Annotated in this window: 27 protein-coding genes and 2 tRNA genes; 20 read left to right on the top strand and 9 right to left on the bottom strand. The window is 76.0% G+C overall.

From position 1 onward, the window contains the following. Positions 1–94 precede the first annotated feature (94 nt). The 6 genes from FHN55_RS06435 (at position 95) to FHN55_RS06410 (ending at position 4,366) form a co-directional block, all read left to right on the top strand. Positions 95–799: a hypothetical protein gene (locus FHN55_RS06435; RefSeq protein WP_139711426.1), complete on the top strand. Its 705-nt coding sequence runs from the start codon at positions 95–97 to the stop codon at positions 797–799. A gap of 112 nt (positions 800–911) precedes the next feature. Continuing rightward, positions 912–1,697 carry a fumarylacetoacetate hydrolase family protein gene (locus FHN55_RS06430; protein ID WP_139711425.1) on the top strand — a complete coding sequence of 262 codons (786 nt, stop codon included), beginning with the start codon at positions 912–914 and terminating at the stop codon, positions 1,695–1,697. Further along, positions 1,694–3,178, top strand: coding sequence for a glutamate--tRNA ligase (gene gltX / locus FHN55_RS06425; RefSeq protein ID WP_139711424.1), 1,485 nt, complete (start codon positions 1,694–1,696; stop codon positions 3,176–3,178). The genes FHN55_RS06430 and gltX overlap by 4 nt, the downstream gene beginning before the upstream one ends. After that, entirely contained in the window at positions 3,175–4,215 is a 1,041-nt protein-coding gene (locus FHN55_RS06420) for a CPBP family intramembrane glutamic endopeptidase (RefSeq protein ID WP_139711423.1), read from the top strand. The genes gltX and FHN55_RS06420 overlap by 4 nt, the downstream gene beginning before the upstream one ends. A 5-nt stretch (positions 4,216–4,220) precedes the next feature. Then, positions 4,221–4,292, top strand: a tRNA-Gln gene (locus FHN55_RS06415). Position 4,293: 1 nt separating this feature from the next. After that, positions 4,294–4,366: transfer RNA gene (locus tag FHN55_RS06410), tRNA-Glu, on the top strand. Positions 4,367–4,455: 89 nt separating this feature from the next. On the opposite strand, the gene FHN55_RS06405 is transcribed toward FHN55_RS06410, so the two are convergent. Beyond that, positions 4,456–5,085, bottom strand: coding sequence for a MerR family transcriptional regulator (locus FHN55_RS06405; protein ID WP_139711422.1), 630 nt, complete (start codon positions 5,083–5,085; stop codon positions 4,456–4,458). Between the two features lie 74 nt (positions 5,086–5,159). Between FHN55_RS06405 and FHN55_RS06400 the strand changes: the two genes are divergently transcribed. Further along, on the top strand, positions 5,160–5,648 hold the full coding sequence (locus FHN55_RS06400; protein WP_139711421.1) for a DUF4188 domain-containing protein: 489 nt from the start codon (positions 5,160–5,162) through the stop codon (positions 5,646–5,648). A 107-nt stretch (positions 5,649–5,755) separates the two neighbouring features. On the opposite strand, the gene FHN55_RS06395 is transcribed toward FHN55_RS06400, so the two are convergent. Then, positions 5,756–6,475, bottom strand: coding sequence for an IclR family transcriptional regulator (locus FHN55_RS06395; protein WP_139711420.1), 720 nt, complete (start codon positions 6,473–6,475; stop codon positions 5,756–5,758). Positions 6,476–6,561: 86 nt separating this feature from the next. On the opposite strand from FHN55_RS06395, the gene leuC reads away from it, so the two are divergent. The 3 genes from leuC to murA all read left to right on the top strand — a co-directional run bounded on the left by leuC (position 6,562) and on the right by murA (position 10,126). Continuing rightward, positions 6,562–7,989 (top strand): 3-isopropylmalate dehydratase large subunit, encoded by a 1,428-nt coding sequence (gene leuC / locus FHN55_RS06390; RefSeq protein WP_218974424.1) that lies wholly within the window; start codon positions 6,562–6,564, stop codon positions 7,987–7,989. A gap of 42 nt (positions 7,990–8,031) precedes the next feature. After that, positions 8,032–8,631 (top strand): 3-isopropylmalate dehydratase small subunit, encoded by a 600-nt coding sequence (gene leuD, locus FHN55_RS06385; protein WP_139711647.1) that lies wholly within the window; start codon positions 8,032–8,034, stop codon positions 8,629–8,631. A 160-nt stretch (positions 8,632–8,791) separates the two neighbouring features. Then, a complete protein-coding gene (gene murA / locus FHN55_RS06380) occupies positions 8,792–10,126 on the top strand; it encodes a UDP-N-acetylglucosamine 1-carboxyvinyltransferase (RefSeq protein ID WP_139711418.1) in 1,335 nt (444 codons plus the stop codon). Positions 10,127–10,147: 21 nt separating this feature from the next. Here murA and FHN55_RS06375 read toward each other — a convergent pair whose 3' ends face one another. Next, complete coding sequence (locus FHN55_RS06375) at positions 10,148–10,876, bottom strand: NTP transferase domain-containing protein (protein WP_306821789.1); 729 nt, start codon at positions 10,874–10,876, stop codon at positions 10,148–10,150. Positions 10,877–10,951: 75 nt separating this feature from the next. Here FHN55_RS06375 and FHN55_RS06370 point away from each other — a divergent pair, with 75 nt between their 5' ends. From FHN55_RS06370 to FHN55_RS06360, 3 genes are all read left to right on the top strand, one after another. Further along, positions 10,952–11,719 carry a 1-acyl-sn-glycerol-3-phosphate acyltransferase gene (locus FHN55_RS06370; RefSeq protein ID WP_218974404.1) on the top strand — a complete coding sequence of 256 codons (768 nt, stop codon included), beginning with the start codon at positions 10,952–10,954 and terminating at the stop codon, positions 11,717–11,719. Beyond that, on the top strand, positions 11,716–12,771 hold the full coding sequence (locus FHN55_RS06365) for an NAD(P)H-dependent glycerol-3-phosphate dehydrogenase (RefSeq protein ID WP_257570743.1): 1,056 nt from the start codon (positions 11,716–11,718) through the stop codon (positions 12,769–12,771). Before FHN55_RS06370 ends, FHN55_RS06365 begins: the two co-directional genes overlap by 4 nt. A gap of 115 nt (positions 12,772–12,886) precedes the next feature. Beyond that, positions 12,887–13,312, top strand: coding sequence for an Hsp20/alpha crystallin family protein (locus tag FHN55_RS06360; RefSeq protein ID WP_139711417.1), 426 nt, complete (start codon positions 12,887–12,889; stop codon positions 13,310–13,312). 39 nt (positions 13,313–13,351) lie between these two features. Here the strand turns inward: FHN55_RS06360 and FHN55_RS06355 are convergent, their stop codons facing one another. Beyond that, entirely contained in the window at positions 13,352–14,842 is a 1,491-nt protein-coding gene (locus tag FHN55_RS06355; RefSeq protein ID WP_139711416.1) for a cell wall metabolism sensor histidine kinase WalK, read from the bottom strand. A gap of 135 nt (positions 14,843–14,977) precedes the next feature. On the opposite strand from FHN55_RS06355, the gene FHN55_RS06350 reads away from it, so the two are divergent. The 5 genes from FHN55_RS06350 to FHN55_RS06330 are packed head-to-tail and all read left to right on the top strand — an operon-like array spanning position 14,978 to position 19,561. Next, complete coding sequence (locus FHN55_RS06350) at positions 14,978–15,694, top strand: response regulator transcription factor (RefSeq protein ID WP_139711415.1); 717 nt, start codon at positions 14,978–14,980, stop codon at positions 15,692–15,694. Next, the gene (locus FHN55_RS06345) at positions 15,691–16,500 is read left to right on the top strand and encodes a polysaccharide deacetylase family protein (RefSeq protein WP_139711414.1); all 810 of its coding nucleotides are present in this window, start codon (positions 15,691–15,693) and stop codon (positions 16,498–16,500) included. The genes FHN55_RS06350 and FHN55_RS06345 overlap by 4 nt, the downstream gene beginning before the upstream one ends. After that, a complete protein-coding gene (locus FHN55_RS06340; protein WP_139711413.1) occupies positions 16,497–17,405 on the top strand; it encodes a DMT family transporter in 909 nt (302 codons plus the stop codon). The genes FHN55_RS06345 and FHN55_RS06340 overlap by 4 nt, the downstream gene beginning before the upstream one ends. Continuing rightward, on the top strand, positions 17,406–18,314 hold the full coding sequence (locus FHN55_RS06335; protein WP_139711412.1) for a DMT family transporter: 909 nt from the start codon (positions 17,406–17,408) through the stop codon (positions 18,312–18,314). Next, complete coding sequence (locus tag FHN55_RS06330) at positions 18,308–19,561, top strand: MGDG synthase family glycosyltransferase (RefSeq protein WP_139711411.1); 1,254 nt, start codon at positions 18,308–18,310, stop codon at positions 19,559–19,561. Before FHN55_RS06335 ends, FHN55_RS06330 begins: the two co-directional genes overlap by 7 nt. Here the strand turns inward: FHN55_RS06330 and FHN55_RS06325 are convergent. Continuing rightward, positions 19,520–20,725: a PLP-dependent aspartate aminotransferase family protein gene (locus tag FHN55_RS06325; RefSeq protein ID WP_139711410.1), complete on the bottom strand. Its 1,206-nt coding sequence runs from the start codon at positions 20,723–20,725 to the stop codon at positions 19,520–19,522. The genes FHN55_RS06330 and FHN55_RS06325 overlap by 42 nt on opposite strands. A gap of 60 nt (positions 20,726–20,785) precedes the next feature. On the opposite strand from FHN55_RS06325, the gene FHN55_RS06320 reads away from it, so the two are divergent. Further along, positions 20,786–21,937 carry a D-alanine--D-alanine ligase family protein gene (locus FHN55_RS06320; protein ID WP_139711409.1) on the top strand — a complete coding sequence of 384 codons (1,152 nt, stop codon included), beginning with the start codon at positions 20,786–20,788 and terminating at the stop codon, positions 21,935–21,937. Here the strand turns inward: FHN55_RS06320 and FHN55_RS06315 are convergent. Together FHN55_RS06315 and FHN55_RS06310 are read right to left on the bottom strand one after the other, a co-directional pair. Next, on the bottom strand, positions 21,934–22,452 hold the full coding sequence (locus FHN55_RS06315; protein ID WP_139711408.1) for a DUF3515 domain-containing protein: 519 nt from the start codon (positions 22,450–22,452) through the stop codon (positions 21,934–21,936). The two genes, FHN55_RS06320 and FHN55_RS06315, sit on opposite strands and share 4 nt — an antisense overlap. Continuing rightward, on the bottom strand, positions 22,445–22,678 hold the full coding sequence (locus tag FHN55_RS06310) for an Lrp/AsnC family transcriptional regulator (protein WP_139711639.1): 234 nt from the start codon (positions 22,676–22,678) through the stop codon (positions 22,445–22,447). Before FHN55_RS06310 ends, FHN55_RS06315 begins: the two co-directional genes overlap by 8 nt. Positions 22,679–22,757: 79 nt before the next feature. On the opposite strand from FHN55_RS06310, the gene FHN55_RS06305 reads away from it, so the two are divergent. Beyond that, positions 22,758–23,792 (top strand): thiamine-phosphate kinase, encoded by a 1,035-nt coding sequence (locus tag FHN55_RS06305; RefSeq protein ID WP_257570742.1) that lies wholly within the window; start codon positions 22,758–22,760, stop codon positions 23,790–23,792. A 26-nt stretch (positions 23,793–23,818) separates the two neighbouring features. On the opposite strand, the gene FHN55_RS06300 is transcribed toward FHN55_RS06305, so the two are convergent. Further along, positions 23,819–24,331 carry a flavin reductase family protein gene (locus FHN55_RS06300; RefSeq protein WP_139711407.1) on the bottom strand — a complete coding sequence of 171 codons (513 nt, stop codon included), beginning with the start codon at positions 24,329–24,331 and terminating at the stop codon, positions 23,819–23,821. Then, the gene (locus FHN55_RS06295) at positions 24,328–24,960 is read right to left on the bottom strand and encodes a superoxide dismutase (RefSeq protein WP_139711406.1); all 633 of its coding nucleotides are present in this window, start codon (positions 24,958–24,960) and stop codon (positions 24,328–24,330) included. The genes FHN55_RS06300 and FHN55_RS06295 overlap by 4 nt, the downstream gene beginning before the upstream one ends. Positions 24,961–24,987: the final 27 nt, after the last annotated feature.

The raw sequence follows: 24,987 nt of genomic DNA, 5'->3' as shown, positions 1-24,987 counted from the left end.
ACGCCCGGGACGCCGCGCCGAGGAGCGTCGTCCTCGTCAGCACGACCCCCTCGGACGGCCAGCCGCCGCCCGCCTCACCGCTCAGGAGCCCACCGTGTCCCTCACCGACCGCCCCGCCCCCGCCCGCACCGACCTCCTCACCACCACCGGCGCCCCCGCCGCGGCGCAGGTCCCGGCGCAGGTCCCGGCGCAGCGCGGCCGCCGCCAGCACGCGCCGCTGGCCGACCCGCCCACGGCCAGCTGGGTGCGCCGCCGCGGCCTCGTCCTCGCCGCCGGCGGCCTCGTGTGGGCCGTCGCCACCCTCGCCATCGGCCTGAACGAGGAGTCCCCGGTCATCGGGCGGGTCAGCGAGGCTGCCGGCCTCGCCTTCCAGGTCGGCGTCTTCGCCCTCCTGCGCGTCATGTGGGCGACCAGGGCCACCGGCACCTCGAGGCTCGCCCGCGGGATGCTCGCCGTGGAGCACGTCCTGCTCGGCGTGGCCACGGTCTCGACGGTGCTGACCACCGTCTTCTTCACCACCCACCCGACCTGGCTGGTGGTGGTGGACATGTTCTGGCCGCTGTCGATGCTGGGCATGCTCGTCATCGCCGTGAAGGTGGCCGTGGTGGGGCGGTGGCGCGGAGCGCTGCGGTTCGTGCCGCTGTGGGCCGAGGCGTACTTCCCGCTGGTCATGACCGCGATCGCCCTGTTCGGCACCGGGGCCATCGACGCGGCCAGCGCCACCGTCGTGCTCACCGGCTACACGGCCCTCGGCCTCCTCGTCGCCGCGCGGCCCCACCTGACCGGAGCGCGCGACTGACCCCGCACTGCTCTGCGCGGTCGTGGGCGGTCGGCCACCTCAGCAAGTGGCCGACCGCCCATGATCACGCCCGGGGGAGGGGCGGCGCGGCGGCCGGACCTAGGCTTGCCGGGTGCGCATCACCAGGTTCACCACCGGAGACGACCCGAGGTTCGGCCTCGTCGAGGGAGACGCCGGTGAGGAGGTGATCCACGTCGTCGTCGGCGACCCGCTGTACGCCCCGCTGCAGCCCACGGGCGAGCGCGTGCCCCTGGCCGACGCGCGCCTGCTGGCACCGGTGATCCCCCGGAGCAAGGTCGTGGGCATCGGGCGCAACTACGCCGACCACGCCAAGGAGATGGGCAACGAGCTGCCCGAGAAGCCGCTGATGTTCCTCGTGCCGAACACCGCCGTCATCGGACCCGGGGACCCGGTGGTCCTGCCCGAGGGCTCCGAGCGCGTCGACTACGAGGGCGAGCTCGCCGTCGTCATCGGCCGGGTCTGCAAGGACGTCCCGGAGGACCGGGTGGCCGAGGTGGTCTTCGGCTACACCGTCGCCAACGACGTCACGGCCCGCGACTGGCAGAAGGGCGACGGGCAGTGGGCCCGGGCCAAGGGCTTCGACTCCTCCAAGCCGCTGGGCCCCTACATCGTCCCCGACCTGACGCTCGAGGACGTCGAGGACCTGCGCCTGCAGACCCGCCTCGACGGGAAGACGGTGCAGGACGGCACCACCAGGGACATGGTCTTCGGCGTCGCCGAGCTCGTCGCCACCGCCAGCCGCGCGTTCACGCTGCTCCCCGGCGACGTCATCCTCACCGGCACCCCCGCCGGCGTCGGGCAGCTGCGCGAGGGCCAGCGCGTCGAGGTCGAGGTCGAGGGCATCGGCGTGCTGAGCAACCCGGTGGTGCGGCGATGAGCGCCAGCCCGGTCAGGGTCCGCATCGCGCCGTCCCCGACCGGCGTGCCCCACGTCGGGTTCCTGCGCACGGCGCTGTTCAACTGGGCCTACGCCCGCCACACCGGCGGCACCTTCGTGCTGCGCATCGAGGACACCGACCTCGCCCGCCACAGCGAGGAGAGCTACCACCAGATGGTGGAGGCGCTGCGCTGGCTGGGCCTGGACTGGGACGAGGGCGTGGAGGTCGGCGGCCCGCACGAGCCGTACCGGCAGTCCCAGCGCAGCGAGCTGTACGCGGACGTGCTCCGGAAGCTGGTCGAGGGCGGGTACGTCTACGAGTCGTTCTCCACCCCGGAGGAGGCCGCCGAGCGGCGCCGGGCCGCGGGGGAGGACCCCCAGCGCGGGTACGACAACGCCGACCGCGACACGACGGAGGCCGCCAAGCAGCAGTTCAGGGCCGCCGGCCGCGAGCCGGTGTGGCGCCTGCGGATGCCCGACGGCGACCACTCCTTCCACGACCTCGTGCGCGGCGAGGTGCGCTTCCCCGCCGGGTCGGTGCCCGACTACGTGGTGGCCCGCGCCGACGGCACGCCCCTGTACACGCTGGTCAACCCCGTCGACGACGCGCTCATGGGCATCACCCACGTGCTGCGCGGCGAGGACCTGCTCTCCTCCACGCCCCGGCAGCTGGCGCTGTTCGACGCCCTCAAGGCCATCGGGACGGCGACGGTCACGCCGCTGTACGGGCACATGCCGTACGTCATGGGCGAGGGCAACCGGAAGCTGTCCAAGCGAGACCCGGAGTCCAACCTCTTCGTGCACCGCGAGCGCGGGTTCCTGCCCGAAGGGCTGCTGAACTACCTCGCGCTGCTCGGGTGGTCGATCGGTCCCGACCGCGACGTCTTCACGCCCGCGGAGATGGTCGAGGCGTTCGACATCGCCGACGTCGTCGCGAGCCCGTCGCGGTTCGACCTGCGCAAGGCCGAGGCCATCAACGCCGCGCACGTCCGCCTGCTGGCCCCGGAGGACTTCCGCGACCGGGTCCTCGCCCGGCTGCAGTCCGACGGCGTGCTGTCCGAGCACCCGAGCGAGCGGCAGCTGCAGGTGCTGACCGCGGCGGCGCCGCTGGTGCAGGAGCGCATGGTGCTGCTCGGCGAGGCCGCGCCGATGCTCGGCTTCCTCTTCGCCGCCGACGACGCCCTCGTGGTCGAGGAGGACGCCCGCTCCTCCCTGCGCCCGGAGGCTGCTGACGTCCTCGACGCCTCGGTGAGCGCCCTGGAGGGCCTCGACGACGACGGCTGGACCGCCGCCGCGCTGGAGGCGTCGCTGCGCGAGGCCCTCGTCGACGGGCTGGGCGTCAAGCCCAAGTTCGCCTTCGCGCCGCTGCGCGTCGCCGTCACCGGACGGCGCGTGTCGCCGCCGCTGTTCGAGTCGATGGAGCTGCTGGGGCGGGACAGCAGCCTGGCGCGCCTGGGGGCGCTGAGGGCCTCCCTGGGGTGAGTCCCGGCGAGGTCGACCAGCTCGACCAGATGGTGCGCTGGGGGCCGCGGCCCTACCCGCAGCTGCTGCGCGGGCCACGGCACCGCTGGTGGCGCCCCCTCGTGGGGGCCGCGGTGGCGGCGGGCGGCCTCGCGGTCCTCGTGCTGCTGGCCGTGGTCGCCTACGCGGTGGCGCAGGCGGTGCTGGGCCGGCCGGTGACGGACGCCGAGGCGCTGGCCAGCCCGGTGGCCTTCCTGGGGAACAACCTCCTGCTGGCCGCGCTCGTCCCGCTCAGCTGGGCGGCCCTGCGCGTCGGGCACGGGGTCGCACCGCGCTGGCAGGCATCGGTGGTCGGGCGCACGCGGTGGCGCTGGATGCTCGTGTCGGGGCTGCTGCCGACTGCCGTCGTGCTGGTCAGCGTGCTGGGCCTCGGCCTGCTCGCCCTGGCGTCCGGCGAGGAGCCGTTCGGGTCCGGCGACGCGCGCAGCGGCGCGACGACGGCGGCGCTGCTCGTCGTCGTCCTGCTGACCACGCCGCTGCAGGCGGCGGGGGAGGAGCACCTCTTCCGCGGCTGGATGAGCCAGGCCGTGGGGTCGTGGTTCCGCCGGCCGGTGCTGGGGGCGGTCGTGGCGGCGCTGGTGTCCGCGGCGGCGTTCGCCTTCGCCCACGGCGACCAGGACCCGTGGCTGTACGCCGACAGGTTCCTCTTCGGGCTCACCGCGTCCTACCTGGCGTGGCGGACCGGCGGGCTGGAGACGGGCATCTCCTTCCACGCGGTGAACAACGTGGTCATCTTCGTCCCGACGGTGCTGGCGGGCGGGCTCGGGGAGTCGCTGGAGACGACGTCGGCCTCGCCGGCGCTGGTCCTCCTGGACGGCGTCGGCTTCGCGGTCATCGCGGTCGGGACGGCCTGGCTCGCCCGTCGGAGGGGGCTGGTTCGGCTCTCCGTCCCGCCTCGGGTAGAGTCTTCCCTCGGCGCGGTCACGCGGGACGGTCTGCAGGCCGGATCTCGGGGCGGTGCCAGTGCTTCGGTCGCTGAGGGTGAGAACCCCAGGTGACCGGGTGGGGTATGGTGTAATTGGCAGCACAAGGGATTCTGATTCCCTTAGTCTAGGTTCGAGTCCTGGTACCCCAGCGGCCCCGTTGTGTAGTGGCCTAGCACGCCGCCCTCTCAAGGCGGTAGCGCGGGTTCGAATCCCGTCGGGGCTACACCTGAGGCCCGGTGCGCAGATGCGCACCGGGCCTCTCTTGCGTCTCGAGGCTCGTCAGGTCTCAGAGCTCATCGGGCCGCGACCCCCTCAGGTGGGGCGCTGGCCGGGATGGCCGAAGCGGCGGACCGAGGCGTCCTGGTGGCCGAGTCGCCGCAGGGCGAGGAGCAGCGGTTCGTACAGCACGGTGCCCAGCGCGGCGAAGGTCGCGGCGTCGGCGATGGAGGTGTCGGGGACGGCTGCCACCTCCTCCCGCACGAGGGGGGCCAGGAGGCGCGCCCGCTCGGCGACGAGCTCGGGGGAGGCGTCCAGGCCCGCGGCCTCCAGTGCCCGCATGGCCGTGGCGAGCTGGCGCACGGGCGCGCTGTCGGGCCAGGTGTCCCAGCCGGCCAGCTCGAGGGCGCGCTGCGCGGGGGCGAGGTCGAGGTCGGCGTCCTCGGCCGGTCGCGGTGGGAGCGCCTCGGTGGCCACTCCCAGCGCCTGCGTCACCGAGGTGCCGGGCGTCGTGACGGCGTCGAGCACGGTGCGGGTCGCAGCGAGCGTGAGCCCACCCACCTCGGTGAGCGCCTGCACCAGTCGCAGGCGGTGGACGTGCTCCTCGCCGTACTCGGCCTGCGTGCGCGCGGTGGCTCGACCGCGGGGGAGCAGCCCCTCGCGCAGGTAGTGCTTGAGCGTCGCCACGGGCACGCCGGTGCGCTGGCTCAGCTCGCCGATCCGCATGGGCCCCCTTGCAATGGAGAGTTAAACTCTCCATTATTGGAGAGTCCCGCTCTCCAATGTACCGGGAGGACGTCATGGCACTGCTGCGCGGCCGCTGGACCCACGAGCACGAGGGCGGCCTGGCCGTCTTTCTCATCGGCATGACCTTCAACCAGCCCTGGCGCCCGGACCTCTGGGCGCCCGTCTTCACGGCCATGCCGGCGATGCTGGCCGAGCTGGAGCGCAACCCCGAGTGGGGCTTCCTCGGGTACCGCGGCGGCCTGACGCCTCGAGGGCCGCTGCTGGTGCAGTACTGGGACTCCGCGGAGCACGTCTACGAGTACGCCTCGGCGACCTCGGCGCACCACCGCCCCGCGTGGACGGCCTTCAACCGCCGGGCCCGGTCGGCGGCCGGCGCGGTGGGCATCTGGCACGAGACCTACACCGTCGAGCCCGGTGCTGCGGAGTCGATCTGCGTCGACGCGCCGGTCGCGGGCCTGTTCGCGGCCACGCGAGCGGTCCCGGTGGTCGGCGCCACGCACAGCGCGCGCCAGCGCATGGGCCGCGGTCGCCCCGCCGCCTGACCGTCGGCCGCCGCGCCCTCTTCGCACTTTCCGCGGAAAGTGCGCCAAGGACGCCGCGGGAGAGGCACTTTCCGCGGAAAGCGCGGAAGGCGCGGGAAGGGGGGCGGTCAGGCGGAGCGGGCCAGGGATTCGGACAGGCGCGAGGCCGCCGCGAGCACCGCCTCGGCGTGCAGGCGGCCGGGCTGGCGGCCCAGGCGCTGGAGAGGGCCGGAGACGGACACCGCGGCCACCACCCGCCCCGCCGGCGAGCGCACCGGCGCCGAGACGGACGCGACGCCGTCCTCGCGCTCGGCGGCCGAGCTGGCCCAGCCGCGCCGGCGCACCGCTGCGAGCCCGGCAGCGGTGAAGGCCGCGCCCGACAGGCCGCGGTGCAGGCGCTCGGGGTCCTCCCAGGCGAGCAGCACCTGCGCCGCCGACCCGGCGTGCATGGACAGCGACGCGCCCACCGGCACCGAGTCCCGCAGGCCGGGGCCGGGACGGTCCGCGGCGGCCACGCAGACGCGCACGTCGCCCTGGCGGCGGTAGAGCTGGGCGCTCTCGTGGGCCGAGTCGCGCAGCGCGGTCAGGACGGGCCCGGCGCTCGCCAGCAGGCGGTCCTCGCCGGCCGCCGCGGCCAGCTCGCCCAGGCGGGCGCCGAGGACGAACCGGCCCTGCAGGTCCCGCGTGACGAGGCGGTGGTGCTCGAGGGCGACGGCGAGGCGGTGGGCCGTGGGGCGCGACAGCTGCGTCGCGCTGACGAGCTGCGCCAGCGACAGGGGCCCGGCCTCGAGGGCGGTGAGCACGCCGACGGCCTTGTCCAGGACGCCGACTCCGCTAGACTTGTCCACGGCTCGATACTCCTGTCTCGAATGCTGAGAACGCAAGTCAGCTGGCGACACGCCGGGACAGGCAGGACCTTGATGTGGAGGACGCAGTGGGACGCACGCTGGCCGAGAAGGTCTGGGACGCGCACGTGGTGCGCAAGGGAGCTGCGGGTGAGCCCGACCTGCTCTACATCGACCTCCACCTCATCCACGAGGTCACCAGCCCGCAGGCCTTCGACGGCCTGCGCGAGGCCGGCCGCCCCGTGCGCCGCCCGGACCTGACGATCGCCACCGAGGACCACAACATCCCCACGGTGGACATCGACAAGCCCATCGCCGACCTCGTCAGCCGCACCCAGGTCGACACCCTGCGCCGCAACGCGAAGGAGTTCGGCGTCCGCATCCACTCCCTGGGCGACGTCGACCAGGGCATCGTCCACGTCGTCGGTCCCCAGACCGGGCTGACCCAGCCGGGCATGACCATCGTCTGCGGCGACTCGCACACCTCCACGCACGGCGCGTTCGGCGCGCTGGCGTTCGGCATCGGCACCTCCGAGGTCGAGCACGTGCTCGCCACCCAGACGCTGCCGCTGGCCCCGTTCAAGACCATGGCCATCACCGTGGACGGCGAGCTGCCCGAGGGCACCACCAGCAAGGACATCATCCTGGCGGTGATCGCCAAGATCGGCACCGGCGGCGGCCAGGGCTACGTGCTCGAGTACCGCGGCGAGGCGATCCGCGCGCTGTCCATGGAGGCGCGCCTGACCATCTGCAACATGTCGATCGAGGCGGGCGCCCGCGCCGGCATGATCGCCCCCGACGAGAAGACCTTCGCCTACATCAAGGACAAGCCGCACGCGCCCAAGGGCGCCGCGTGGGACGCGGCCGTCGCGGACTGGCGCGAGCTGGTCACCGACGACGACGCCGTCTTCGACGCCGAGGTCGTCATCTCCGCGGCCGACCTCGAGCCCTTCGTCACGTGGGGCACCAACCCCGGCCAGGGCGTGCCGCTGAGCGCGTCCGTGCCCGACCCGGCGCAGATGACCGACGAGGGCCAGCGCGCCGCCGCCGAGCGCTCGCTGGAGTACATGGGCCTGACCGCCGGCACGCCGATGCGCGAGATCGCCGTCGACACGGTCTTCATCGGCTCGTGCACCAACGGCCGCATCGAGGACCTGCGCGCCGCCGCCGAGGTCCTCAAGGGCCGCAAGGTGGCCGACGGGGTCCGCCTCATGGTGGTGCCGGGCTCCGTCCGCGTGCGCCTGCAGGCCATGGAGGAGGGCCTGGACCAGGTCTTCCTCGACGCCGGCGGCGAGTGGCGCGGCGCGGGCTGCTCCATGTGCCTGGGCATGAACCCCGACCAGCTCACGGTCGGCGAGCGCGCGGCCAGCACCTCCAACCGCAACTTCGAGGGCCGCCAGGGCAAGGGCGGGCGCACCCACCTCGTCTCCGTGCCCGTGGCCGCCGCCACCGCCGTCCGCGGCACCCTGTCCAGCCCCGCCGACCTCGCCCCGGCCGCCCAGCCGGCCCTGGTCTGAGCCCGGAACAGCCGAAGAGGAGCGCGAGGTACTGACATGGCTCTGGAGCCCTTCACCACCCACACCGGCGTCGGCGTGCCGCTGCGCCGCAGCAACGTCGACACCGACCAGATCATCCCGGCGGTCTACCTCAAGCGGGTCACGAAGACCGGCTTCGAGGACGGCCTGTTCGCCGCCTGGCGGGGCGACCCGACCTTCGTGCTCAACCAGGACGCCTTCCGGAACGGGTCGGTGCTCGTCGCCGGCCCCGACTTCGGCACCGGCTCCTCCCGCGAGCACGCCGTCTGGGCCCTGAAGGACTACGGCTTCCGCGTGGTGCTCAGCTCCCGGTTCGCCGACATCTTCCGCGGCAACTCCGGCAAGCAGGGCCTGCTCGCCGGGCAGATGTCCCAGGACGACGTCGAGCAGCTCTGGAAGCTCCTCGACAACGACCCTGGCGCCACCGTCACGGTCGACCTCGCCGAGCGCACCGCCACCTGCGGCACCTCCGTCTTCCGGTTCCAGGTGGACGACTACACCCGCTGGCGCCTCATGGAGGGCCTCGACGACATCGGGCTCACCCTGCGCCACGAGGCCGAGATCGACGCCTTCGAGGCGGCGCGCCCCGGCTACAAGCCGGCCACGCTGCCCGTCCTGTCCTGATCTCGTCGTGATCTCGTCCTGAGCGGGCGGTGACGACCCGGTGACCGACCGGGTCGTCACCGCCCGTTCTGCCCCGGTGCAGACCTGGTGCAGACTTGCTGGACGCCCCAGCGTCCGGTCGCTCGGCCCGCGCGCTCGAAGGGCGAACACGAGGGGACCCATGAGCAGCACTCTGACCGTCACCGGTGGCGCACCCCTGAAGGGCAGCGTCTCCGTGCGAGGCGCCAAGAACTTCGTGACCAAGGCGATGGTGGCCTCCCTGCTGGGTGAGACCACGTCCCGCCTGCGCAACGTCCCCGACATCAGCGACGTCGCCGTGGTCCGCGGCCTGCTGGAGCTGCACGGCGTGCGCGTCTCCGAGGGCGCCGAGGACGGCGAGCTGGTGCTCGACCCGGCCGACGTCGAGGTGGCGGCCGTCGCCGACATCGACGCCCACGCCGGCTCCAGCCGCATCCCCGTCCTGTTCTGCGGCCCGCTGGTGCACCGCCTGGGCGAGGCGTTCATCCCCGACCTCGGTGGCTGCCGCATCGGTGACCGCCCGATCAACTACCACCTCGACGTGCTGCGCCAGTTCGGCGCCGTGGTGGACAAGCGCCCCTCCGGCATCGCGCTGAGCGCTCCCCGCCGCCTGCGCGGCACCCGCATCGCCCTGCCCTACCCCAGCGTCGGGACGACGGAGCAGGTGCTCCTGACGGCCGTGCGCGCCGAGGGCGTCACCGAGCTGCGCAACGCCGCCGTCGAGCCCGAGGTGCTCGACCTCATCGCGGTGCTGCAGAAGATGGGCTCGATCATCAGCGTCGACACCGACCGCGTCATCCGCATCGAGGGCGTCGAGTCCCTCACGGGCTACGAGCACCGCGCCCTGCCCGACCGCATCGAGGCCGCCAGCTGGGGTGCCGCGGCGCTGGCCACCGGCGGTGACGTGTACGTGGAGGGCGCCCGCCAGCCCGACATGATGACCTTCCTCAACACCTTCCGGAAGATCGGCGGCGCCTTCGACGTCGACGACTCGGGCATCCGCTTCTCCCACCCCGGCGGTCCGCTGCGCTCCATCGCGCTCGAGACCGACGTGCACCCCGGCTTCATGACCGACTGGCAGCAGCCGCTCGTCGTCGCCCTCACCCAGGCGCAGGGCCTGTCGATCCTGCACGAGACGGTCTACGAGAACCGGCTCGGCTTCACCGACGCCCTCGTGCGCATGGGCGCCACCATCCAGGTGTACCGCGAGTGCCTGGGCTCGACCCCGTGCCGCTTCGGCGCTCAGGACTTCCGCCACTCCGCGGTCGTGTCCGGGCCCACCCGTCTGCAGGGCGCGGAGATCACCGTGCCCGACCTGCGGGGCGGGTTCAGCCAGCTGATCGCGGCCCTCGCCGCCGACGGCACCTCCCGGGTGCACGGCATCGACCTCATCGACCGCGGCTACGAGCACTTCGCCGAGAAGCTCGCCGCCCTGGGCGCCCAGGCGGTCCGCGACGAGGAGCCCGCCCGGGTCTGAGGCCCCGGCCTCGAGGGGGCGTCAGGCGCAGGCCTCGCGCCGCGCGCAGCCCTCCAGGGCGCGCGCGGTGCGGGGCCCGAGCCCGAGGGCGCGGGCCTCGTCCAGCTCGGCGGGGGTGTCGACGTCGCGGCGCAGCCGCGTCAGGCCCAGCCCCACCGGCACCGCGCCGACCCGCCGGTGCGCCAGCGCCGACCCGGGCCCGAAGCGCGGCCGCAGGAGGCCGCCGACCGGGCCGTGCAGCCGTCCCGCCAGCAGCACCGTGCCGGTGCCCTCCGCGTCGGGCACGGTCGCGGTGCCGCCCTGCGCGAGCGCGGCGGCCGCCTCGTCCAGCGCGGCGGCGAGGTCCGCCGGGCGCAGGCTCGGCACGTCGGCCAGGAGGACGGCGACGGGGCCGTCCGCGCCGGGGCCGCCCTCGCCGTCGTCGCCGCGCAGCGCGTCCAGGCCCTCGGCCAGGGCGGCGAGCAGGCCCCCGCCGGGTGCCGTCTCGCGCACCACCCGCGCGCCCAGCGCCGCGAGCCGCTCACCGCGGCCGACGTCGGCGCACACCACGTGCACGCCCGCCACGCGCGGGCAGGCCAGTGCGGCCTCCACCGAGTCGAGCGCGATGGCCTCCGGCAGCCCGGGCACGTGGCGCACGACGTCGGCCAGGCGGCTCTTGGCGGAGGGCCCGCCCCTGACGGGCATGAGCAGGCGCCAGGCGGAGGCGTCCGCGCCGGCCCCGCAGCCGTCCGCTCCGGTGTCCTCGAGCACCCGACGATCCTGCCAGCCCGCGCCGGTGGTGCCCGCGCTGCCGGGGGTGGGGGCCTCCGGCTAGCCTCGGCAGCCGTGTCCCTCCTGCAGCCCGGCCTGGGCGTCCCCCTCGGAGCTGCGGCGGTGGTGGTGCGCGGGGTGCTGCGCACCGTCTCCCGCCACGAGTGGCGGGGCCTGGAGAACCTGCCCGACGGCGGCTGCGTCGTCGCCGCCAACCACGTCTCCTGGCTCGACCCGGTGACGCTGGCCGACGTCCTGGTGGCCGCGGGCCCCGTGCCGCGCATCCTGGCCAAGGAGAGCCTGTTCCGGGTGCCGCTGCTCGGAGCCGTCCTCCGCGTCATGCGGGGCGTGCCCGTCAGCCGCGGCACGGGCGACGCGGCCGCGGCGCTGCAGCACGCGGTGGAGGCCGTCCGCGCTGGCGACCGCGTGGTGATCTTCCCCGACGGCACCCTCACCAAGGACCCCGACGGCTGGCCGATGGTCGGCAAGACCGGTGCCGCCCGCCTGGCGCTCACCACCGGTGCGCCGCTGGTGCCGCTGGCCCAGTGGGGACCGCAGCAGCTGCTGCCGCGCACCGGCCGCCCGCGGTTCTGGCCCCGCCCCACCATGCGGGTGCTCGTGGGGGAGCCGCTGGACCTGTCCGCCTACCGGGGCCGTCCGCTCACGCAGGCGCTGCTGCGCGAGGTCACCGACCTGGTGGTGGACGCCGTGGCGCAGCTCCTGTCGGAGCTGCGGGGGGAGCCGGTGCCGCCGCGGTGGGACCCGCGCACCGGCAGCCGCCGACCGGCCGTCGGCGGGCAGGCGCCGCCCGCCGCCCGTCCCGAGGTCGAGGGGACGGCGTGAGCGCCGTGAGCGACGGCCGCCGCGTCGCCGTCCTCGGTGCGGGCAGCTGGGGCACCACGTTCGCGCAGCTGGTCGCCGACGCCGACCCGGGCGCCCGGGTGGTGGTGTGGGGCCGTGACGGCGCCGTCACCGACGAGATCACCCGCGAGCACGCCAACTCCCGGTACCTGCCCGGGCTGCGCCTGCCCAGCGGCGTCACCGGCACCACCGAGCTCGCCGCGGCCCTGGCGGGCGCCGACGACGTCGTCCTCGCGGTGCCGGTGCAGCGGCTGCGCGGCGTGCTCGGGGCCGCCGCGCCCCACCTGGGCGGCGGCTCCGACGGCTCCGGCGGTGGGACCCGCCCCACCGTCGTCAGCCTGCTCAAGGGGCTGGAGCTGGAGACGCACCTGCGCGTCAGCCAGCTCGTGGCCGACGTCCTGGGCGAGGTGCCCTACGCGGTGGTCTCCGGCCCGAACCTCGCCCGGGAGATCGCCGAGCGCCGTCCGTGCGCCACCGTGGTCGCCTCCGTGCACGAGCACGTCGCCGACCGCGCCGCCGCGCTGTGCGCCACCGACTACTTCCGCCCCTTCACCGCCCGCGACGTCGTCGGCGTGGAGGTGGCCGGGGCCGCCAAGAACCTCCTCGCCGTGGGCGTCGGCCTGGCCGAGGGGCTGGGCCTGGGCGACAACGCCAAGGCCTCGGTCATCGCCCTCGGCTTGGCGGAGGTGACGCGGCTGGTGGTGGCCCTCGGAGGGTCGGCCGCCACGGTCGCCGGCCTGGCCGGCGCCGGTGACGCCTTCGCCACCTGCGCGTCCACGCTGTCGCGCAACCACCGCCTCGGGGTGGGCCTGTCGCAGGGCCGCCCGCTGCAGGAGGTGCTCGACGGCCTGGGCGGCACCGCCGAGGCCGTCGGGACGGCGCGCTCCATCACCGCTCTCGCCGAGGGCGCCGGCGTGGCGATGGGCGTGGTGGAGCAGGTGGCCGCGGTGCTCGTGGAGGGCCGCGACCCCCGCGACGCCGCCCTCCACCTCCTGTCGCAGCCGCTGCGCGGCGAGCGCCTGCCCTGGCGGTGAGCAGCCGGTTCCGCTGTCGGCTGACACGGGGCGGCGCACCGGAATTGAGTGCGGTCCGCTCAGGTTGAGGAGGGTGTCGGCGCCGCCCCGGCGCCCCGCTCCTGAGGAGTCCAGCATGAGCACGCTCGTCCTGCGTCGCCCGGCCCTGCGCACCTGGGCCTTCGACGTCCCCGCCCCCGCCGCCCCGGCCGTCTCGCTCGAGCGCGACGGCGAGGACGGCGTCCTGACCGCCGAGGCCCCCGGCCTCGACCCCGCGCGCGACCTGTCCGTGCAGGTGACCGGCGACCGCCTCGTCGTCGCCGGTGCCCGCCGCCAGGTGCTCGGCGGCGTGCGCCGCGAGGCGCGCTTCTCCCGCACCGTGCGCCTGCCCGAGGGCGTCACCGCGGACGCCGTGAGCGCCCGCTACGACGCCGGCGTGCTGCGCGTGCGCGTCGCGGGGATGTTCCCCGCCCCGGTCCAGCCCGAGACGGTGACCGTCGCCATCGCCAGCGACGTCGCACCGGTCGAGCAGCCCGAGCAGCCCGAGCAGCCCGCCGCCTGAGCCGCGGCACCTCCGGCCCCCCGCGCCGGACCCACCGGGTCAGCGCGGGGGGCCGCTGCGCGCCCGGGGGAGCCGCACCACGACGGCGGCCCCGCCCAGCTCGTCGTCGTGGCCCAGCTCGAGGTGGCCCCCGTGGTCGGCGACGACCGCCGCGACGATGGCCAGCCCCAGGCCCGCGCCGCTGGAGGCCCGGGTCCGCGCCGCGTCACCGCGGGTGAAGCGCTCCGTGGCCGTGGCCACCAGCTCCGGGGGGAACCCGCGCCCGTCGTCGGCGACCACCAGCTGCACGCGCTCGTCGTCGGCGACCGCGGTGCGCACCTGGACCCGTGCGGCGCCCGCGGACTCGGCGTTGGCCACGAGGTTGGCGAGCAGCCGCCCGAGCGCCCGCTCGTCACCCTCGACCACGGCGGCCGGGCCGCTCACCCGCACGTCCACGGGGTGCGCGGCCCCCAGCCGCGGGGCCTCCTTGCGGGCCAGGGCCGCCAGGTCCACCGGGGCGCGCGCGCTGGCGCCGCGCTCGGTCGAGGCGAGCACCAGCAGGTCCTGGGCGAGGTGCTCGAGCCGCTCGGCCTCCCCGAGTGCGGCCGCCAGCGACTCCGCCGCGTCCTCCGGGAGGTCGCGTCCCAGCCTCAGCGCCAGCTCCAGCTCACCCCGCAGCACCGCGATGGGCGTGCGCAGCTCGTGGGCGGCGTCGTCGACGAACTCCCGCTCGCGCCGCACCGCCGCCTCCAGCCGGTCCAGCATCCCGTTGAGGGTGCGCGCCAGCACCGCCACCTCGTCGGCTCCCGGTGGCTGCGGCAGCCGCTGGTCCAGCTCGGCGGCGGAGAGCCGAGCGGCGCGCCGCGTGAGGTCCGCGACCGGCCGCAGGGCCGCGCCGGCCAGCACCCACCCCGCCAGGCCCAGGCTCGCCACGAGCAGCGGGGCCCCGGCGAGGAAGAGCAGCACCAGGCGCGTCTCGGCCTCGTCCAGCTCGCGCATCCGCGTGCCCACCACGAGCACCGCACCGGCCTCGGGCACCGACACCGGGGTGGCGGTGAAGCGCACGCGCCCCTGGCGGGGCAGCTCCAGGCTGTCGCTCACGGCCGACCCCGTGGCCCGCACCTCGGCGAGCACCCGCGCCGGCAGGAAGGACTCGTCGCTGGCCCGGCCCCCGCGGGACTCCAGCACCGACGCGGCGGGGGAGGTCTCCACCAGCGTCCCGTCCGGGGCGACGAGCTCGGCGATGGGGTCCTCGCGGACCACCCTCACGTCGCCGCGGTCCAGCGCCTGCAGCAGCGCCGACGTCCGGGTGGTGAGGCCGGTGTCGACGGCGGCGTCGAACTGGCGGTCGGTGGCGAAGGCCAGCAGGCCCACGCCGGCGGCGATCACCACGGCCACCGCGGCGGCGAACAGCACCGCCAGCCGGGCCCGCAGCGCGGCCGGCAGCAGCCTCCCCAGCCCCGGACGGCCCGGCCCCGGACGGACCGCCCCCGGACGGCGCAGGCCGCCGGCGACGCGCCGGGGCGGGTTCACCGCTCCGTCATCCAGCACCGGGCACCCTCTCAGTCGACCCTGCATGACGTGGCGTCCAGCGCGCTCCCAGAGCGAGCTGCCAGCACCCGCCCCACGAGAGGACAGCATGACCGGCCGCCGCCACGTGCGACCCCTCCCGCGGGAGGTGTCGTCGTGAGGATCCTCGTCGTCGAAGATGACGCGGCGATGGCGCGGCTGCTGCGCAGGGCGCTGGCCTCCGAGGGGTACGCCGTCGACGTGGCCGCCACCGGACCCGACGGGCTGTGGGCCGGCACCGAGAACGACTACGACGTCGTGGTGCTCGACGCGATGATCCCCGCTCCGAACGGCTTCGAGGTGGCCCGCCAGCTGCGCGAGCGCGGCCGGTGGGCGCCGGTGCTCATGCTCACCGCCCGCGCCGACGTCGCCGACCGCGTCCGGGGACTGGACAGCGGCGCCGACGACTACCTCACCAAGCCCTTCGCCCTCGACGAGCTGTTCGCCCGCGTGCGGGCGCTGGTGCGCCGCGGCGCCGTGCCGCGCCCGGCCGTGATGCGCGTCGGCGACCTCGAGCTGGACCCGGGCAGCCGCCGCGTCGAGCGCGACGGCGTGGCCGTGGAGCTGACGAGCAAGGAGTTCGCCCTGCTCGCCGAGCTCATGCGCCACCCCGGCCAGGTGCTCTCGCGCACCCACCTCATCGACCACGTGTGGGACTCCGCCTACGACGGCGCGTCCAACGTCGTGGAGGTCCACGTGCGCCGGCTGCGCGAGAAGGTGGACAGGCCCTTCGGGCGCGAGAGCATCCGCACCTCCCGCGGCGCGGGCTACCTCGTGGTCGACGACGCCGCGGACGGCAGCACCACCGACGGCACCGACGGCGGCGCCCGGTGAGGCCCGCCGCCCTGGCCGCGGGGCTCGTCGGCGCCGCCGTCGTCGGCCACGCCGCGCCGTCGGTGCTGGGCCGCGGCCGCTGGCGCGAGCGGGTGGTGCCGGGGCTGTTGGGCCGGGGCGCCCCGGGCGGGGTGGCCCTCACCTTCGACGACGGCCCCCACCCCGAGGGCACCCCCGCGGTCCGACGGGTGCTGGACGCCCTGGGCGTGCGGGCCACCTTCTTCGTGCTCGGCAGCCAGGTCGAGCGCCACCCCGGCCACGTCGCGCAGCTGCTGGCCGACGGCCACGAGGTGGCGCTGCACGGCCACGAGCACCGCAACCACCTGGCCCGCACCGCCCCGGCGCTGGCCGCCGACCTCGAGCGCGCCCACGCCGCGGTGGTGCGCGACGCCGTGGCCAGCGGTCTGGGCGCGGTGGACGTCGAGGCCGGGCTCCGCCTCACGCGTCCGCCCTACGGCGCCGTCTCCGGCGGGACCCTGCTGGCCGCGCGCGCCTCGCGCCTGCGGCCCGTGCTGTGGACGGCCTGGGGCCGCGACTGGCTCGGGCACGGCGGCGACCGGGTGGCCTCGACGGTGCTTGCCGGCCTGCACCGCGACGCCCCCGGCCCGGCCGGCGGCGGCGGCACCGTGCTCCTGCACGACTCCGACTGCACCTCCGCGCCCGGCTCCTGGCGCGGCACCGCCGCCGCCCTGCCGGCGGTCGTGGCCGCCGTCCGCGAGCGCGGCTGGGAGCTCCGCCTGCTGTCCGACCACCTCGGGGTGGGCAGGACGACGACGGCGGGGACGCCCGCGGCGGTGGCGCCGTGAGGGCCGACATCTGGCTGGCCCTGGCGTCGGCGGCCTGCTTCGCGCTGTCCACCGTCGCCCAGCACCGCGCCGCCGTGGCGCACGCCGACGAGGGGACGGGCACCTCCCCGCTGCGCCTGGTGGCGCGCCTGGCGCGCAGCCCGCTGTGGCTGGTCGGGCTCGTGGCCGCCGTGGCCGCGCTGCTGCTGCAGGCGCTCGCGCTGAGCCAGGGCGCGCTCGTCGTCGTCCAGCCGATCCTGCTGCTCGGCCTGCTGCTGGCCCTGCCGCTGTCGGACGCGCTGGCGCGCCGGATGCCGAGCCGCGGGGAGGTGCTAGCCGCGCTGGCGGTGCTCGTGGGGCTGGCGCTGTTCATCGTGGCGGCAGACCCCGACCGCGGGGTCCCGGTGGCCCGGCAGGGCCACCTCCTGGTCACCGCCGGCGGCTGGATCGCGCTGGCCCTGCTGGCCGCGCTGCTGGGCGAGACGGTGCTGCGCCAGCGCAAGGCGCTGCTGCTGGGACTGTCCGGAGGGGCGCTCATCGGCGTCTCCAGCGCGCTGCTCAAGCAGGTCGTCGGGCTGTTCGGCCGCGGCCCGCTCGACGCCCTGCTCGACCCGGCCTTCGCCGGGGTGGTGCTCACGGGCGTCGCGGGGCTCATCGCCACGCAGGCCGGCTACGCCGCCGGGCACCTGTCCGCGTCGCAGCCGGCGCACTCGATCGCCGAGCCGGCCGTGGCCGCGGCCATCGGCGCCACCGCCTTCGCCGAGCACCTCGCCGTGGGCGCCCTGCCCGTGGCGGGGCAGGTGGTGGGGGCGCTGCTCATGGTGGCCGGCGTCATCGCGATCGCCGCCGTGGTGCCGGACCTCCACGACCAGCCGGAGCGCCCGGGCCGTCCCGATCGTCCCGGCGCGCGGCGTGAGGTGGCCTGAGTGCTCGCCGTCGTCCTCGCCCTCGCGGCCGCCGCCTGCTTCGCCAGCTCCACGGTGACGCAGCACCGCGCCGCCTCCACCGCTCCCGCCGACAGCGGCACCGGGGTTCGGCTGGTGCTCACCCTGCTGCGCCAGCGGCTGTGGCTGCTCGGGCTGGTCTTCGGCCTGGTGGGCGCGGCGCTGCAGACGCTGGCCCTCTCGCAGGGCGCGCTGCTCGTCGTGCAGCCGCTGCTGGTCACCGGCCTGCTGCTGGCCCTGCCGCTGTCGGTGCTGGTGGAGGGGCGGCGCCCGCCGCTGCTCGAGTGGCTGTGGGCCACCGCCGTCGTCGTCGGCCTCGCCGTCTTCCTGGTGTCCGCGCAGCCCGGCGGCGGCAGCGCCGTCGCGCAGCCCGTCGCGCTGCGCACGTGCGCGCTGGCCGGCGCCGCGGTGGTGGCCGCGGCAGCCCTCCTGTCCCGGGCCGGCGGCGGTCGCTACCGCGCGGTGCTGCTCGGGTTCGCAGGAGGCACGGCGCTGGGCCTGGCGGGCGCGCTGCTCAAGGAGGTCACCGGCCGCTACCAGGCGGACGGGCTCCTGGACGCGCTGGGCACCTGGCCGCTGTGGGCCCTGCTCGTGGCCGGCGCCTCGGGCGTGGTGCTCAACCAGTCCAGCTACCGCGTCGGGGTGCTCACCGCCTCCCAGCCGGTCATCACCATCGCCGAGCCCGTCGCCGCCGCCGTCGTGGGGGCCGTGGCCTTCAGCGAGCGGCTCGCCGCGGGCGACGGCGCGCGGGCCGTGCAGCTGGTCGGCGTGCTGCTCATGATCACCGCCGTGGTGATGCTGGCGCGCCTCACCGCGGGGGAGGCCCCCGGGGCCGCCCCCGCCGAGAACCCTCGCGAGACACCCCACTCCCCTGAGGAGGAGCTGTGCTGAACCCCCCGGCCGAACCCCAGGTCGTGCTCGACGTCGAGCCCGAGCCGTGGGCCAGCGTGCTCGTCGTCTCCGGCAGCGTCGGCGCCGGCCACGACGGCGCCGCGAACGAGCTCGCGCAGCGCCTGCGCGCGCTGGGCGTGCACGTGGACGTCGAGGACCACCTGAGCGCCCTCGTGCCGGGTGCGGCGCTGTTCCTGCGCCAGGGGTACACGCAGAGCGTCGGCCGGGTGCCGGCGCTGTTCGAGTGGCTCTTCGGGGTGCTCGAGGACTCCCGGTTCTGGCGCTGCCTGCTCGCGCTGCTGTGCCGCACCAGCTGCTGGCGCCTGCAGCGCTGGTCGCGGCGGCGCCCGTACTCGCTGGTCGTCTCGACGTACCCGCTCGCCAGCCAGGCGCTGGGGCACCTGCGCGAGAAGGGGCGCCTGCGGGTCCCGGTGGTGACCTACCTGTGCGACCCGGCCGCGCACCGGTCGTGGATCCACCCCGGCGTCGACCACCACTGGACCGTCACGGAGGCCACCGCCCGCCAGGGGCGGCGCGACTACGGCACCCCCATGACCGCCGTCGGTCCCCTGGTGCCCGAGCGCTTCACGCAGGTCCCCGCCGGCCGCGGCGCGCAGCTGCGGCGCGAGCTGGGCATCGACCCGGCGCGCAAGGTGGCGCTGCTGGTGGCCGGGTCGCTGGGGCTGGGTGACGTGGCCGAGAGCGCGGCCCGCGTGGCCGAGGCCGGTCTGGTGCCGATGGTGCTGTGCGGGCGCAACGAGGAGCTGCGCGCCCAGGTCTCCGCCGTGCCGGGCGCGGTGGCGCTGGGCTGGCGCAGCGACGTGCACGAGCTGCTCAGCGCGGCCGACGTCCTGGTGCAGAACGCCGGTGGCCTGTCCTACACCGAGGCCCTCGTGGCGGGCCTGCCCGCCGTCAGCTACCGGTGCATCCCCGGCCACGGGCGCGCCAACGCCGCGGTGCTCGAGGGCGCCCGCCTCGCGCCCTGGGCGCGCACCGACGAGGAGCTGGCCCCGGCACTGCGCTCGGCGCTGGCCCGCGGCCGCCGCGCGCCGCAGCTGGGCGACCCCGCCGAGGCCGTGCTCGCGCTGCTCGTCCCGGCCGACGCGAGCGCCGTCGAGCTGGTGGACCTGCGCGCCGGGCGGCGCCGTCCGGCGCGGGGCCCGCGGCCGCTGCGACCCGGGCGCGTGGCCACCGCCGCGCTGGTGTCAGCCCTGCTCGCCCCGGTCCTGGCGCGCCGCAGCAGCTGACGGGACGGCCGCCTCGAGGGCCTGGGACAGGTCGGCCCACAGGTCCTCGACGTCCTCCACGCCCACGGACAGGCGCAGCAGGTCCTCCGGCACCACCACCGGCTCCAGCGGGTGGCGGCGCCGGCGCTCGACGAGCGACTCGACGCCGCCCAGGCTGGTGGCGGGCAGCCACAGCCGCGTCGCCTCCTGCACGGCCTGGGCGCCGGCGGCCCCGCCGTGCACCTCGACGGACAGCACGGACCCGAAGCCCCGCATCTGCGCCCTGGCGCGCTCGTGGCCGGGGTCCGACGGCAGCGAGGGGTGGCGCACGCGCTTCACCGCCGGGTGGTCGACCAGGCGGCGGGCGAGCTCCGCGGCGCTCGCCTGGGAGCGCTCCACGCGCAGGTGCAGCGTGCGGACGCCGCGCAGCGCCAGCCACGCCTCGAACGGGCCCGGGATGCTGCCCGTCAGCGTGCGGTGCCGGGTCAGCACCGCGAGCAGGTCGGCGTCGCGGGTGACGACCGCGCCCATCACCACGTCGGAGTGCCCGGCGAGGTACTTCGTCACCGAGTGGACGACGACGTCGGCGCCCACCGCCAGCGGCTGCTGCACGAGCGGGGTGGCGAAGGTGTTGTCCACCGCCGTGCGCACGCCGGCCTCCCGCGCCGCCGCGCACAGCGCCGGCAGGTCGGCCACCTCCAGCAGCGGGTTGGTGGGCGACTCCAGCCACAGCAGGTCGCCGGGGGAGGTGTCGGCGAGGGCGGCGACGACGGCGTCGGTGTCCGCGGTCGGCACGCGCAGCTGGCGCAGCCGCCCGGTGGCCTCCAGGTGGTCGAGCAGGCCGAGCGTGGTGTTGTAGGCGTTCTCGGGGGCGATGACGAGGCCGTCCACCGGCACCTGCTCGACGACCGCGCTGACCGCCGCCATCCCCGACGCGAAGGACCGGGCGCCGCCGCCGTCCGCCGGGCGCGCGTCCTCCAGGAGCGCGAGGACCTCCTCCAGCGCCTCCCACGTGGGGTTCGCGAACCGCGCGTACCCGCGCGCGCCGGGCTCGGTGCTCGCCACGAAGGTGGACGTCAGCTGCACCGCGGGGTTGACCGGCGCGTCGGGGGTGCGGGGCGGGCGGCCGGCGGCCACCGCCAGGGTCTCGGGCGACCAGGCTGAGCCGGCGGGGGAGTCGTGCACCCGGCCAGGCTAGGCGGCGGCCGGCGGGGCGGGACAGGTCGGCGGCTAGGGTCGCTGGCCATGGCCGAGCCGCAGCGCGAGCGTCCCCGGGTGGCCGTCGTCTTCGGAGGGCGGTCCAGCGAGCACGCCATCAGCTGCGCCACGGCCGCCGGAGTGCTCGCCTCCCTGGACAGGTCGCAGTGGGACGTCGTCCCCGTGGGCGTCACCCCGAGCGGGCACTGGGTGCTCGTCGACGACGACCCCGCGCGCTGGTCCATCCGCGAGGGCGCGCCGCTGCCCGAGGTCGGCGCGGACGACGGCCCCGGCGTGCTGGTGCCGGTGGCCACCGACGACCGCGCCCTGCGCGTCAGCGAGCCCGGTGCGCCGCCGCGGGAGCTGGGCGACGTCGACGTCGTCCTCCCGCTGCTGCACGGCCCCTACGGCGAGGACGGCACCCTGCAGGGCCTGCTCGAGCTCGGCGACGTGCGGTACGCCGGTTCCGGCGTGCTCGCCTCGGCGCTGTCGATGGACAAGGGCTTCACCCGCACCGTGCTGGCCGCCGCCGGCCTGCCCGTCGGGCCGTGGGTGACGCTGCTGCCGGGGCAGTGGGGGGCCGACCGCGCCGCCTGCGAGCAGCGCGTTGCGGCGCTGGGCTGGCCGGTGTTCGTCAAGCCCTCGCGCGCCGGCTCGAGCATGGGCGTCTCCAAGGTGTCGGGTCCGGAGGAGCTCGCCGCCGCCGTCCAGCTGGCCACCTCCCACGACCCGAAGGTCGTCGTCGAGGCCGCCGTCGCCTCCCCGCGCGAGGTGGAGGTCGGCGTGCTGTCCGAGCTCGTCGAGGTCCCCGGCGGCGCCGTGCGCGCCGTGCCCCGGGCGTCCGTGGTCGGCGAGGTGGTCGTCGGCGCCGGGCGCGACTTCTACGACTTCGAGGCCAAGTACCTCGACGACGGCGCCGTGCGCCTCGACAGTCCCGCGGACCTGCCCGAGGAGGTCTCCGACCGCGCCCGCGCGCTGGCGCTGGAGGTCTTCACCGCCGTGGGTGCCGAGGGCCTGGCGCGCGTGGACCTGTTCCTCACCGCCGACGGCGAGCTGCTGGTCAACGAGGTCAACACCATGCCCGGGTTCACCGCCTCGTCGATGTTCCCGCGGCTGTGGGCGGCGTCGGGGCTGGCCTACCCGCAGCTGCTCGACCGGGTGCTGCGCCTGGCGCTGGCCCGGCCCACCGGCCTGCGCTAGGAGCAGACGGCGGTCTGCTCGATGATCGAGACCGCACTGGCCACCTCCTGCGGCACGGCGCTCGTCACCGAGGCGTCAGCCGGCATCTGCAGCGAGACGGCCGGCTCGCGCCCGTAGGTGGTCCAGGTGGTGCGCCCGTCGCCGTCGTCCGCCGGGATCCAGTCCACCGCGGCGCCGTCGCCCTCCACCGCCTGGCAGCCCCCCGCGGTGTCGAGCGCGCTCAGCTGGTCGACACCGCAGCGCAGCACCACGGTGACCTCCCGGCCGTCGCTGCTGCCGGTCGGGACGCCGCTCCAGGCCGCCGCCCCCTGCGCCGTCGTCTCCCGCCGCTGCAGGCCGGCGACGCTGTCCGGCAGCGCCGTGTACACCTGCGAGCACAGCTGGCTGTAGCCCCCGGGCGCGGGCTCCACGCCCACCGCGCTCACGCAGCCCGCCAGCCCCGCGGACACCAGCGGGACGACGACGAGGGCGGCAGCGGTCAGGCGGAGCGAGCGGGAGCGCACACCGTCATTCACGCATGACGGTGCACGTGACCGTCCTCACGATCCCCGGGACCACCGCGATCTGGCCGAGGACCAGCGCGCCGAGGTCGTCCACGGGGCGGGCGCCGACGTGGACCACCACGTCGTAGGGGCCGGTGACCGCGTCGGCGGCGAGCACGCCGTCGAGCTCGGCGAGCGCCGACGCGACCTGGTCGGCCCGGCCGACCTCGGTCTGCACCAGCACGTACGCCTCGACCACGTCCGCAGCACCTCCCACACCCGCGCCACCGGCGCCCTCGCCGGCGGTGGTCACGGAACGGTCACGCTACCTTCCACGGGTGGTGAGCAGGGGACCGGACCGCACACCGGGGACGGTCGGCGCGGCGGGTGAGGGCGAGGTGCTCGCACGCCTGCTGGCGGCTCTCGCGGCCGGCGGGCCGGCTGGCGCGGCGCCGCTGCTCGGACCCGGTGACGACGCCGCCGTGGTCTCCGCCCCGGACGCCCGGGTGGTGGCCACGACCGACCTGCTCGTCGAGCACCGCGACTTCCGCACCGACTGGTCCTCCGGCGCCGACGTGGGAGCCAAGGCCGTGGCGCAGAACCTCGCCGACCTCGCCGCGATGGGCGCGGTGCCCACCGGGCTGCTGCTCACGGTGGGGGCTCCACCGGCGACCCCCGTGACGTGGCTCGAGGACCTCGGACGCGGCACCGCGGCGGCGTGCGAGCGGTGGGGCACGTCCGTGGTCGGCGGCGACCTCTCGGGCTCCTCGGAGCTGCTGGTGTCCATCACGGCCCTCGGTGACCTCGAGGGCCGTGCGCCCGTCCTGCGCAGCGGCGCCCGCCCCGGTGACGTGCTGGCGCTCGCGGGGGCGGTGGGCCGCTCGGGAGCCGGGCTGGCGCTGCTGCTGGCCGGCGGTCCGGAGCTGGCCGAGGAGGTGGCGCCGGAGCTGCTCGCGGCCCACCGCAGCCCCGTGCCGCCCGTGGAGGCCGGTCCGGCGGCCGCGCTGGCCGGCGCGACGGCGATGCTCGACGTCAGCGACGGTCTCGGGGTGGACGGCGCCCGGCTCGCCGCCGCCTCCTGCGTCCACCTCGACGTCGACTCCTGGTGGGAGGACCAGCACGTCGCAGAGCTGCTGCCCGCCGCCCGACGCCTGGCGGGCGAGGACGGCGGGCAGCAGCTCGCGCGCGGCTGGGTCCGCGGCGGCGGGGAGGACCACGCCCTGCTGGCCACCTTCCCGCCCGAGGTCGCCGAGCACGGGCTGCCCGCGCCCTTCGTGCGGATCGGTGAGGTCCTGCCCGTGCGCGAGGGGTGGCCGGCGGTCACCGTGAACGGCGACGACGAGGTGGCCGGCGGCTGGGACGTCTACGCCTGACCGTGGTGCGCGCGCCCCTGCCGCGCTCAGGCGGCGGTCATCGACGTCGTGCCGAACGTCGAGGCGTGCCACACGAGCGGTGCCGCGTCGTCCTCGTGCACGAGCGCGCGCACGCGCAGCAGCACGACGTCGTGGTCTCCGGCGGTGACGGTGTCGTGCACGGTGCACTCCATCCACACGGGTCCGCCCTCGACGCGCAGCGCGCCGCTCGCGGCCGTCCGCACGGGCACGCCGGTGAACCTCGCCCCGACGTCCTTCGCGGCGAGCTGGCGGGCCAGCGGCCCCTGGCCGGCGCCCAGCACCGAGGCCCCGATCACCGGCGCCCCGGCGAGCCGGCTCCAGCTGCGCGAGCCGTGCATCACGGCGAAGAGCACCAGCGGAGGGTCGAGGGAGATCCCCACCTGGAACGACGAGGCCACCACCGCGGTGGGCTCCCCGTCCACGACGGCCGCCAGCACGGCCACGCCCGTCGGGTAGCGGGAGAAGGCGGCCCGGACCGCGTCCGAGCCCTCCACCGGGACCGGGCGCAGGACGGTCACGGGGCCACCGGGACGACCAGTCCGGAGGTCCCGGTGCGGGCGGCCTCGAAGCGGGCGGCGACGTCGGCCCAGTTGACGATGTTCCACCAGGCCTTGACGTAGTCGGGCTTGACGTTTCTGTAGTCCAGGTAGAACGCGTGCTCCCACATGTCGAGCATGAGCACCGGCACGAGGGTCACGGGCACGTTGCCCTGCTGGTCGTACAGCTGCACGATCACCAGGCGCTGGCCGACGGAGTCCCAGGCGAGGATGGACCAGCCGGAGCCCTGGATGCCGAGGGCGTTGGCGGTGAAGTGGGCGCGGAAGCCGTCGAAGGAGCCGAAGAACTCGTCGATGGCGGCGGCCAGGTCCCCGACGGGCTTGTCGCCGCCGTCGGGGGACATGCTGGGCCAGAAGATCGAGTGGTTGATGTGCCCGCCGAGGTTGAAGGCGAGGTTCTTCTCCAGCCCGGTGATGGAGCCGAAGCTGTCCTTCTCGCGGGCCTCGGCCATCTGCTCCAGGGCGGTGTTGGCGCCGGCCACGTAGGTGGCGTGGTGCTTGTCGTGGTGCAGCTGCATGATCGCGCCGCTGATGTGCGGCTCGAGAGCGGTGTAGTCGTAGGGCAGGTCCGGCAGGGAGTAGGGGGCCATGTCACGATCCTGCGACCTCAACCTCGC

Origin of the sequence: Streptomyces sp. NP160 (genome assembly GCF_006335115.1) — a bacterium.
Lineage (GTDB): Bacteria > Actinomycetota > Actinomycetes > Actinomycetales > Quadrisphaeraceae > Quadrisphaera.
This window is presented reverse-complemented; position numbering and strand designations above follow the sequence as displayed.